Source organism: Micromonospora sp. RV43 (genome assembly GCF_001029515.1).
Lineage (GTDB): Bacteria > Actinomycetota > Actinomycetes > Mycobacteriales > Micromonosporaceae > Micromonospora > Micromonospora aurantiaca.
This window is the reverse complement of record NZ_LEKG01000227.1, coordinates 1-9,703: the sequence shown is the minus strand read 5'-3', so window position 1 is coordinate 9,703 and position 9,703 is coordinate 1. Positions and strand designations below refer to the sequence as shown.

General features: G+C 73.7%; 10 protein-coding genes. 2 read left to right on the top strand and 8 right to left on the bottom strand.

Going from position 1 to position 9,703, the window contains the following annotated elements; all coding sequences use genetic code 11:
- The 6 genes from ABD52_RS33920 to ABD52_RS33895 all read right to left on the bottom strand — a co-directional run.
- A partial coding sequence (locus tag ABD52_RS33920) for a cellulose-binding domain-containing protein (RefSeq protein WP_047894425.1) occupies positions 1 to 499 on the bottom strand: 499 nt, incomplete at its 3' end.
- Between the two features lie 446 nt (positions 500 to 945).
- The gene (locus ABD52_RS33915; protein ID WP_047894424.1) at positions 946 to 2,007 is read right to left on the bottom strand and encodes a sulfite exporter TauE/SafE family protein; all 1,062 of its coding nucleotides are present in this window, start codon (positions 2,005 to 2,007) and stop codon (positions 946 to 948) included.
- A 132-nt stretch (positions 2,008 to 2,139) separates the two neighbouring features.
- Positions 2,140 to 2,610 carry an Rrf2 family transcriptional regulator gene (locus tag ABD52_RS33910; RefSeq protein WP_013287529.1) on the bottom strand — a complete coding sequence of 157 codons (471 nt, stop codon included), beginning with the start codon at positions 2,608 to 2,610 and terminating at the stop codon, positions 2,140 to 2,142.
- Positions 2,611 to 2,681: 71 nt separating this feature from the next.
- The gene (locus ABD52_RS33905; RefSeq protein ID WP_030271997.1) at positions 2,682 to 3,566 is read right to left on the bottom strand and encodes an acyl-CoA thioesterase II; all 885 of its coding nucleotides are present in this window, start codon (positions 3,564 to 3,566) and stop codon (positions 2,682 to 2,684) included.
- Entirely contained in the window at positions 3,563 to 5,011 is a 1,449-nt protein-coding gene (pyk, locus tag ABD52_RS33900) for a pyruvate kinase (protein WP_013287531.1), read from the bottom strand. The genes ABD52_RS33905 and pyk overlap by 4 nt, the downstream gene beginning before the upstream one ends.
- 279 nt (positions 5,012 to 5,290) lie before the next feature.
- On the bottom strand, positions 5,291 to 5,656 hold the full coding sequence (locus ABD52_RS33895) for a YciI family protein (protein ID WP_013287532.1): 366 nt from the start codon (positions 5,654 to 5,656) through the stop codon (positions 5,291 to 5,293).
- A 164-nt stretch (positions 5,657 to 5,820) separates the two neighbouring features.
- Between ABD52_RS33895 and ABD52_RS33890 the strand changes: the two genes are divergently transcribed.
- Both ABD52_RS33890 and ABD52_RS33885 read left to right on the top strand, forming a co-directional pair.
- Complete coding sequence (locus tag ABD52_RS33890) at positions 5,821 to 6,687, top strand: aldo/keto reductase (RefSeq protein WP_013475834.1); 867 nt, start codon at positions 5,821 to 5,823, stop codon at positions 6,685 to 6,687.
- 91 nt (positions 6,688 to 6,778) lie between these two features.
- Entirely contained in the window at positions 6,779 to 8,371 is a 1,593-nt protein-coding gene (locus ABD52_RS33885; RefSeq protein ID WP_047894423.1) for a GMC family oxidoreductase, read from the top strand.
- An 81-nt stretch (positions 8,372 to 8,452) separates the two neighbouring features.
- Here the strand turns inward: ABD52_RS33885 and ABD52_RS33880 are convergent, their stop codons facing one another.
- On the bottom strand, positions 8,453 to 9,256 hold the full coding sequence (locus ABD52_RS33880; RefSeq protein ID WP_047894422.1) for an alpha/beta fold hydrolase: 804 nt from the start codon (positions 9,254 to 9,256) through the stop codon (positions 8,453 to 8,455).
- A 167-nt stretch (positions 9,257 to 9,423) separates the two neighbouring features.
- Positions 9,424 to 9,703 (bottom strand): DUF6244 family protein (locus tag ABD52_RS33875; protein ID WP_235437641.1); only part of this gene is annotated, 280 nt, incomplete at its 5' end.

Here is a 9,703-nt window from a genome sequence, read left to right as displayed (position 1 = left end):
GGGGTGTGGACGGCGGAGGCGTGGTGGGCGCGGGCGTGCTCGGTGGTGGCGTCGACGGTGGCGCGCTGGTGGACGGCGCGCCGGTGCAGGCGGTGCCGTTGAGCGTGAACGCGGCCGGGACCGGGTTCGACGCGTTGTTCCACGAGCCGTTGAAGCCGAAGTTCGCGGTGCCGCCGGTGCCGATGGCCGCGTTGTAGCCGGCGTCGCAGGCGCTGACCTGGGCGCCGGACTGGCTGACAGTCGCGTTCCACGCCTGGACGACCTGCTGGCCGGCGGCGAAACTCCAGCCGAGGGTCCAGCCGTTGACCGGATCGCCGAGGTTCGTCACTGTCACGTCGGCGCCGAAGCCGCCGCTCCACTGGTTGGTGATCCGGTAGTCGACCCGGCAGGCGGCGGCAGCCGCCGCGGCGGTCATCGTGGTGAGCGCGCCGGCCGACAGGGTGACCGCCGAAGCCGCGGCGAGCAGCGCGATCCGGCGGCGTGGGGTGGTGAGGTGCACGGGGAATGCCTTTCGCGGAGGTCAGGCACGGGGCGAGCGCCGGCCTGCCCGGACCGGCGAATTCGTGCCCTGACGCGACGAGCGACGTCAACACATCGACGTCCATGATTCGGCTCCGCGCTCCGTCAGCCTAGGTCACCGCTGGACACGCCCACAAGCGCCGGACTCACCGAGCACGTCGCACGCGCCCTTCACCCCGTCCCGACGCGGCGGCGGCTGGCACGGCGGCACGGCAGGTCGGCGGCACGGCAGGTCGGCGGCACGGCAGGTCGGCGGCACGGCAGAGTCGCGGCGGGCGGCGAGAAGGGACAGCCGACAACCGATATGCCTCTCGGTCATAAATATGACCGAGAGGCATATCGGTTGGAGGGCTTGTGTCTCCGGAGGGCGACACGCCGAGGAACACCCCTCGCGGGTGCGGGCGCGCCCCGGGAAGGCCCAGAGGCTCAGCCTTCGACGGCGGCGGCGAGCTTCCGCGACTCCGCGGCCTCGGCGGACTCCCCCGACGCCGCGGGCTCCCCCGACGCCGCGGGCTCTGCCTGCGCGGCGGACTCACCCGGCTTGGCGAACTCCGCCGGCTCCGCCGACGCGGCAGGCTCTCCTGCCGGAGCAGGGCCGTCGGCGAGGGCCGCCTCGACTGTGGCGCGTGCCCGGCGGGTACGGCGCAGGGCGCGCACCGCCAGCCCGACGGCGACCAGCCACGCGACGCCGAGCAGCACGTACACCACCACCGGCACCGAGCCGCCCACGCCGCCGGCGCTCAGCAGCGTGCGGGCGTTCGTCAGCACGATCACACCGCCGATCACGGCGCCGAGCAGCTGGGCGGGGACGATGCGGACCAGCCAGGCCGCGATCGGCGCGGCGATCAGGCCGCCGACCAGGAGAGCGGCCACAGTGGGCAGCAGGAAACCCTCGGAGCCCAGGCCGATGAGGAAGCCGATGCTGGCCGCGCCGGCCACCACGAACTCGGAGGTGTCCACCGAGCCGATGACCTTGCGGGGTTCCATCCGGCCGGAGACGAGCAGCGCCGGGGTGGCGACCGGCCCCCAGCCACCGCCGCCGGTGGCGTCGACGAAGCCGGCGACCAGGCCGAGCGGGGCGAGGAAGCGGCTGCGCAGCCGGCCGGCCGCGCGGTTGGCGCGCAGCGGCCGGGAGAACCGCACCAGCAGGTACGCGCCGAGCGTGAACAGGATGGCGGCCATCCACGGCGCCGCGGCCTCGGTGGAGATGGAGCTGAGGAACGTCGCCCCGGCGAACGCGCCGATCGCGCCGGGCAGCGCGATGCGGCCGACCACCCGCCAGTCGACGTTACCGAATCGCCAGTGCGAGACGCCCGCGGCGAGCGTGGTGCCGATCTCGGCCAGGTGCACCGAGGCGGACGCGGCGGCCGGTGCCACACCGGCGAACAGGAGAAGCGTCGAGGAGGTCAGCCCGTACGCCATGCCGAGCGCGCCGTCGACGAGTTGCGCGGCGAGCCCGACGAGGGCGAGGACCAGCAGCTTGCGCACGAGCGCCCCCTGACTTTTCGGTATCTCCTATCAACTTGGTCGACAATGCGGCACGGAGGCGCCCCGGGTCAAGTCCCCCATCCGGTTGGTAGGAGACGCCGGACGGTGTGCCGGGGTGTGCGGAAGCCGGCGTCAGCTCCAGGCGCGCGGGTCGGCGGCCAGCTCGTTGACCCGGCCGGGCAGCGCGCCGGCGGCCACGTCGGCGATGGTGACCAGCTCGAGGATCTCCCGCTCGCTGGCCCGCAACGCGATCCAGACGTCCTGCAACGCGCGGGCCGCACCCTGGTAGCCGAGCTGTTCCGGGCGCTGCCCGCGTACGTGCGCGAGCGGACCGTCGATGACGCGGATCACCTCGGCCAGGGAGATCTCCCCGGCCGGCCGGGCCAGCCAGTAGCCGCCCTCGGGGCCACGCTGGGCGTGCACGATGCCGCCCCGGCGCAGTTGCAGCAGGATGCTCTCCAGGAACTTCGGCGGGATGTCCTGCGCGCGGGCGATCTGCTCGGCGGTCACCGGCCGGCTCCGCCCAGTGGTCCCCCCGACCGCGACCGAGGCCAGCTCAGCGGCCGCGCGGAGGGCATAGTCGACCCGGGCGGAGAGACGCATACGGCCAGGTTAGTCCGCTGCGGTGCGGGCCGGCCCCCCGACCCGCACCCGGACGATCACCGATCGGGCTCTCAGCCGCCGACGCGCCGCAGCAGCCCCTCCTGCACGGCGCTGGCGATGTGCCGGCCGTCGGTGGTGAACATCCGGCCCGTGGCCAGGCCGCGGGCGCCCGATGCGGACGGGCTCCAGCAGTCGTACAGGAACCACTCGTCGGCGCGGAACGACCTGTGGAACCACAGCGCGTGGTCGAGGCTCGCGCCGACCACACCGCCCGGGCCCCACACCTCGCCGTGCACCGACAGCACCGAGTCCAGCAGGGTCAGGTCGGAGGCGTACGTGAGGGCGCACGCGTGCAGCAGCGGATCGTCCGGCAGCTTGCCGTCCAGGCGCATCCACACCCGCTGGTGCGGTTCGGCCGGGCGGTCGCCGGGGCGGACCCAGCCGGGCTCGCCGACGTAGCGCACGTCGATCGGGCGCGGGATCATCCCCCAGATGCCGAGGCGCTCCGGGTAGCGGGAGAGCCGGTCGGTCATGGTCGGCACGTCGTCCGGGCCGGGTACGTCCGGCGGGAGCGGGGCGTGGTGGTCCAGCCCTTCCTCCTGCCGCTGGAACGACGCCGACATGAAGAAGATCGGCTTGTCGTGCTGCAACGCCACCGAGCGACGCACCGAGAAGGAGCGGCCGTCACGGACGTTCTCCACCTGGTACTCGATCGGCTCGGCCGGGTCGCCGGGGCGCACGAAGTAGCCGTGCAGGGAGTGCACGGCCCGCTCCGCGTCGACTGTGCGGCCTGCTGCGACCAGGGCCTGGCCGGCGACCTGCCCGCCGTAGACCCGCTGCGGGCCCACCTGCGGGCTCATCCCCCGGAAGGTCATCTCCCCGGTACGGGCGAGGTCGAGCACCTCCAGCAGCTGGTCGACCGCCGCCTGCCCGGTCGCCACTGCGCCATCACTCACTGGAGGGCTCGCGCCGAAGCGGCGTCGACCAGCGAACCGAGCTGGTGCACGCGCAGCGTGTTGGTGGAGCCGGGGGTGCCGGGCGGGCTGCCCGCCACGATCACCACGTAGTCACCCGGGTTGGCCCGGTTGAGGCCGAGCAGCGCCTGGTCGACCTGGCGGAACATGTCGTCGGTGTGCTCGACGAACGGCATCAGGAACGTCTCCACGCCCCAGGAGAGCGCGAGCTGGTTGCGCACCTCCGGCACCGGCGTGAACGCCAGCAGCGGCAGGTCGCAGTGCAGCCGGGCCAGCCGCTTGACGGTGTCACCGGTCTGCGAGAACGCGACCATGGCCTTGGCGCCGATGGCCCGGGCGATCGACGAGGCGGCGACTGTGAGCGCGCCGCCGTGCGTACGCGGGTCGTGCTGCAACCGGGGGACGGCGATCGAGCCGGCCTCGGTGGTGGTGATGATCTTCGCCATGGTGCTGACGGTGAGCACCGGGTACTTGCCGACGCTCGTCTCGCCGGAGAGCATCACCGCGTCCGCGCCGTCGAGCACCGCGTTGGCCACGTCGGAGGCCTCGGCGCGGGTCGGGCGGGAGTTCTCGATCATCGAGTCGAGCATCTGGGTGGCCACGATGACCGGCTTGGCGTTCTCCCGGCACAGCTGCACGGCACGCTTCTGCACCAGCGGCACCTGGTCCAGCGGCAGTTCGACGCCGAGGTCGCCGCGGGCGACCATGACCCCGTCGAAGGAGAGCACGATCGCCTCCAGGTGGTCGACCGCCTCCGGCTTCTCGACCTTGGCCAGGACCGGGCGGCGCACGCCCTCCTCGTCCATGATCGAGTGGACGAGCTTGATGTCCTCCGGCGAGCGGACGAAGGAGAGCGCGACCAGGTCGACGCCGAGGCCGAGGGCGAAGCGCAGGTCCTCGGCGTCCTTGTCGGACAGGGCCGGGACGCTCACCGCGACGTTCGGCAGCGAGACGCCCTTGTTGTTGGAGACCGGGCCGCCCTCGGTGACCAGGCACCGGATGTCGTTGCCGGTGACGTCGCTGACCTCGACCGCGACCCGGCCGTCGTCGATCAGCAGCCGGTCGCCCGGCTTCACCTCCTGCGGCAGCTTGCGGTAGGTGCAGGAGACCCGTTCCTTGGTGCCCACCACCTCGTCGCCGGTGATCACGACGGAGTCGCCGGTGCGCCACTCGTGCGGGCCGTCGGCGAACCGGCCCAGCCGGATCTTGGGCCCCTGGAGGTCGGCGAGCACCGCGACCGGGCGCCCGGACGCCTCGGCGGCCTCCCGGACCAACCGGTAGACCGATTCGTGGTCGGCGTGACTGCCGTGGCTGAAGTTGAGCCTCGCCACGTTCATGCCGGCTTCTACGAGCCCGCGGATACGCTCCGGGGAGGCGGTTGCGGGGCCGAGAGTGCAGACGATCTTCGCGCGGCGTGTCACGCCCATCAGGCTAGTCTCTCCTCCGGATCGGCCTCCCGGCCGACCCCTTGCGGACTGCGGAACATTTGTCCAACGACGCGCGTCAACCGCGTGGGCGGGCGGTAGGCGTACCGCACCGGAACGTCGTGTGGCGGGCATCGGCGACCGCGCGGTGAGAAATCGTACCGCTCCCCGTCACGGGCCGGCCGGGGGCACTGTGGGGCCGCCGCGCCCGGCCGTCCGGCCGTGGGCGGGCACTGGGTACGCGGCAGTGGGCGGTGCCGTCGGAGGGGCTCGCGCGGAGCCTCAGCTCTCCGTCTTGACCAGCGGGAACTCCAGTGAGCCGGCCGGGCAGAGGAAGGTGAGCACCTCGACCCGGTAGAGCCCGGCCTGCACCGCCGGGTCGGCCTCCATGACGCTGCGGACGTCGTCCACCGAGCCGGTCCGGGCCAGGCCGAAACCGATCGGCGGGTCGGGTTCCCGGGCCGGGCCGTCGACCGACCCGTCCACGAGCACGATGCCGCGCCGTTGCAGCGCCCGCATGTGCTGGAGGTGCTCGGCCTGCAACCGCTGCACTGTCTCGTCCGGCAGGGCCCGTCCCGAGGGCCCCGGGTAGAGCACGATGCACTCGTACGTGTCCAGCGCGAAGTCGAGCCGTGGCGTCGCGGCCATGCGCACCTCCTGACCACCGTCCCGCCCAGCCTCCCACGGCGGCCCGGTGCGCCGGGGCCGCTCGCCGCAACTGCCGGTGCTTCGCCGCCACGATTCGGGGAATGTCCAGGGGTCGGGGCGCAGCACCGCCCCACGAGGTACGTACGAGCACAGGAGGACCGCGAATGGCCACCAGCACCCAGCCCGCCAAGGCGTCGGGCAGCTACCGGATCGGTGGCGACCTGCCGGTCGACCGCCTCGGCTACGGGGCGATGCAGCTCACCGGCCCCGGCGTGTGGGGCGACCCGAAGGACCCGGCCGAGGCGGTCCGGGTGCTGCGCCGCGCGTACGAGCTGGGCGTCACGTTCATCGACACCGCCGACTCGTACGGGCCGTTCGTCAGCGAGCTGCTGATCCGCGAGGCGCTGCACCCGTACGCCGACGACCTGGTCATCGCGACGAAGGCCGGGCTGACCCGCTCCGGCCCGGACGACTGGCGGCCGGTGGGCCGCCCGGAGTACCTGCGCCAGCAGTGCGAGCTGAGCCTGCGCCACCTGGGCCTGGACTGCATCCCGCTCTACCAGCTGCACCGCATCGACGCGAAGGTGCCACTGGCCGACCAGCTCGGCGAGCTGGCGCTGCTGCGCCAGGAGGGCAAGATCCGGCACATCGGGCTGTCCCAGGTCAGCGTCGAGGAGATCGAGGCGGCCCGGGCGATCGCGCCGATCGTGTCCGTGCAGAACCTCTACAACCTGGCCGACCGCAGCGCGGAGGACGTGCTGGAGCACTGCGAGCGCCACGACCTGGCGTTCATCCCGTGGTTCCCGATCGCCACCGGCAACCTGGCCCGGCCCGGCGGCCCGCTCGACGCGATCTCGACCTCGCACGGCGCCACCCCGGCGCAGCTCGCGCTGGCCTGGCTGCTGCGCCGGTCGCCGGTGATGCTGCCGATCCCCGGTACGTCGTCGGTGGCGCACCTGGAGGAGAACGTGGCGGCGGCCGGGGTGGAGCTGACCGACGACGAGTTCGAGGCGCTGGCCAAGGCAACCTGAGCCGGCCGCCGCACCTCCGTCGACCCGCCCCTTTCGCGGACTGTGATCGAGCAACTACTGTCAGAGGGATTCTCGCGAGTGGGGGTCCGCTGTGGAGGAGTTCGACTACGTCATCGTGGGGGCCGGCGCGGCGGGGTGCGTACTGGCGAACCGCCTCACCGAGGATCCGGGGACGCGGGTGCTGCTGCTGGAGGCGGGCGGCTGGGACCGCAGCCCGTACGTGCGGGTGCCGAAGGCGTTCTCCCGGCTGATGGACGACCGGCGCACCGCCTGGCACTACCCGGCCACCACCGGGCCGGGCCGCCAGGAGATCTGGCAGCGCGGACGGATGATCGGCGGCTCCACGTCGGTGAACGGCATGATCTGGAGCCGCGGCGCGGCCCGGGACTGGGACGCCCTCGAACCGCTGGGCTGGGGCTGGTCGGCGATGCGGCGGGTGTTCCCGCAGTTGGAGGACCACCCGCTCGGGCCCGCGCCGCACCGGGGCACCGGCGGTCCGGTGCGGCTGTCCGTCGCCACCGGCACCGACCCGCTCGCCGAGGAGATGGTGGCGACCGGCGCCGAGCTGGGCTGGCGCCGCGCCGACGACCTGGACGCCCACGACGACGAGCGGATCGGCTACCCCACCGCCACGATCCGCGCCGGACGCCGGGTCAGTGCCGCGGACGCGTTCCTGCACCCGGTGCGGCGCCGGCCCAACCTGACCGTCGAGGTCGGCGCCGTCGTCCTGCGGGTGCTCGTCGAGGGTGGCCGCGCCACAGGTGTACGGGTGGCGCGCGGCGGCGGGGAGACCACGTACCGGGCGGCGGGTGAGGTGATCCTCGCCGCGGGCGCCCTGGCCACCCCGCACCTGTTGCAGGTCTCCGGCATCGGCCCGGCGGACACGCTGCGCGCGGCAGGGGTGCCGGTGCTGCTCGACCGGCCCCGGGTCGGCACCGGGCTGCGCGAGCACCGGTCGATCGTGCTCCAGTACCGCCTCGCCGAACCCGGCGGCCACAACATGACCATCGGCAGCCCGCTCGGGCAGGCCCGGGCGACGCTGCGCTGGCTGCTCACCCGGGGCGGACCGCTCGCCCTGCCGGTGCTGGACGTGGCGGCCCACCTCAAGTCCCGGCCGGAGCTGGATCGCCCGGACGCGCACCTGCTGATGGCGCCGTTCTCGGCCGCCCCGCCGCGCCCCGGCAAGGCGCTGGAGCTGGAGCGGGAGCCGGGCCTGATGTGCCTGGGCACCGTCACCCGGCCGGACAGCGAGGGCAGCCTGACGATCACCGACGCGGACCCGCGTACGCCGCCGGCCATCGTGGCGAACTACCTCACCACGGAGCACGACCGGCGGGTGGCGGTGGACCTGTTCCGCCGGATGCGGGAGTTCTTCGGCACCGGCCCGATCGCGAAGCGCATCCAGGCCGAGACGGTGCCCGGAACGGCGACCACCACCGACGCGGAGATCGTCGAGGCGGCTGTGGCACGCGGCTACTGCGGCTACCACGCGATCGGCACCTGCGCGATGGGCACCGGCGACGAGCACGTGGTCGACCAGCAGTTGCGGGTACGCGGCGTGGACGGGCTGCGGGTGGTCGACGCGTCGGTGCTGCCGGTGATGGTGGCCGGCTGGACCAGCGCCCCGGTGACCGCGCTGGCCTGGCGGGCCGCCGACGTGATCAGGGGACGGGACGCGGACTGACCGCCCGGACCCGGCCGGCGCTGCACCGGGGCCCGGCCGGACGTGCCCGGACCCGCGCGACGGCGGGTCCGGGCACGTGGCTCAGACCGCGAAGCAGTTCGGCTGGACCGGGGCGCCGGCGAGCACCTGGCGCACCGCCGTGTACGTGGTGCCGTCCAGCACCAGCCCGAGGTGGCCGACGACCCGCAGCGGGCACCAGGCCTGCACCAGGATGTTCGTCGCGCCGTCGGCGAGCACGGCGTTGTCGACCGGCCGGACCAGCTCGTCCTGCCAGGTGCGCACGGTGGCCCAGCGGACCGGGCCGGGCGTGTCGTCCCCGGCGTTGAGGTCGGCGAGGAAGCTCGACCCGATGGTCATCTGCTGGCAGGCGATCACACCGGCGCAGCTGCCCAGCCCGAGGACGGCGACCAGATTCGCGACGTAGGTGCCGTACTGCGGGCTGCCCAGGCTGACGTACTGGTCGACGGTGGCGGCGCCGCCGAGGTACTTGACGTACCAGCGGCTGACCAGCCCGCCCTCGGAGTGGCCGACCAGGTCGACGCGGGCCGCGCCGGTGGTGGCGCGGACCCGGTCCACGTAGGACGACAACGCCCGGGCGGACTCGCGGATGTCGCCGAGACCGAGGTTCGGCAACTGGAAGATCGAGACCCGGTAGCCGTCGGCGCGCAGCCGGACGGCGATCGGCTCGTACGCGATGGAGATTCCACTCAGGCCACCGACCACGATCACCGGGTCGGCGGCCGCGGCGGCGGCCCGTTGCGCGGCGGTGGCGACGGCGGCCGTGTTCGACGGGGTGGCGGGTTCGGCGGTGGCGGCCTGGGCGGCGGCCGGGACGAGCAGGACGGTGGCGGCGGTGGTGGCGGCCAGGATCGTTCGGAGCAGCATGGGCTGCACCTCCGGGGGGAGGCACCCGGGCGGACCCGGGGGGACGGGTGGGATCCGATCGATCGTGGTCACGATGATGCGTGTCCGATTTCACACACGTCAATGAAAAGTTACGCGGCGGTAACCCTTGTCGCGCCCTCAGCACAAACCGGCATGCCGGACCGGGCTCAGTTGCCCAGCGCCTGCACCTTCGCGATGGTCTCCTGCACGTGCTGCCGGGCCGGTTCCCCGCCCTGCGCGGCCTGCGCCAGCGCCTGCCGATAGGAGTCGATGACCCCGATCAGCGGGCCCGCCGTGGCCCCCTCCAGCGCGCCCGCCACCAGCGCCCGCGCCTCGGCCGCGTCCTGCGCGGCAGCGGCGGTGCGCGCCTTGGCCTCGTCCAGCTTCTGTGCCGCCGCCGCCAGCCTGGCGATGATCTCCGCCGCGCTCACACGCCCTCCCCCAGCT

Coding starts and splice junctions, on each gene's coding strand:
- pyk (WP_013287531.1), bottom strand. CDS start 5,011: ATGGGCGTGACACGCCGCGCGAAGATCGTCTGCACTCTCGGCCCCGCA.
- ABD52_RS33895 (WP_013287532.1), bottom strand. CDS start 5,656: ATGGCCGCGACGCCACGGCTCGACTTCGCGCTGGACACGTACGAGTGC.
- ABD52_RS33890 (WP_013475834.1), top strand. CDS start 5,821: ATGGCCACCAGCACCCAGCCCGCCAAGGCGTCGGGCAGCTACCGGATC.
- ABD52_RS33880 (WP_047894422.1), bottom strand. CDS start 9,256: ATGCTGCTCCGAACGATCCTGGCCGCCACCACCGCCGCCACCGTCCTG.
- ABD52_RS33910 (WP_013287529.1), bottom strand. CDS start 2,610: ATGCGTCTCTCCGCCCGGGTCGACTATGCCCTCCGCGCGGCCGCTGAG.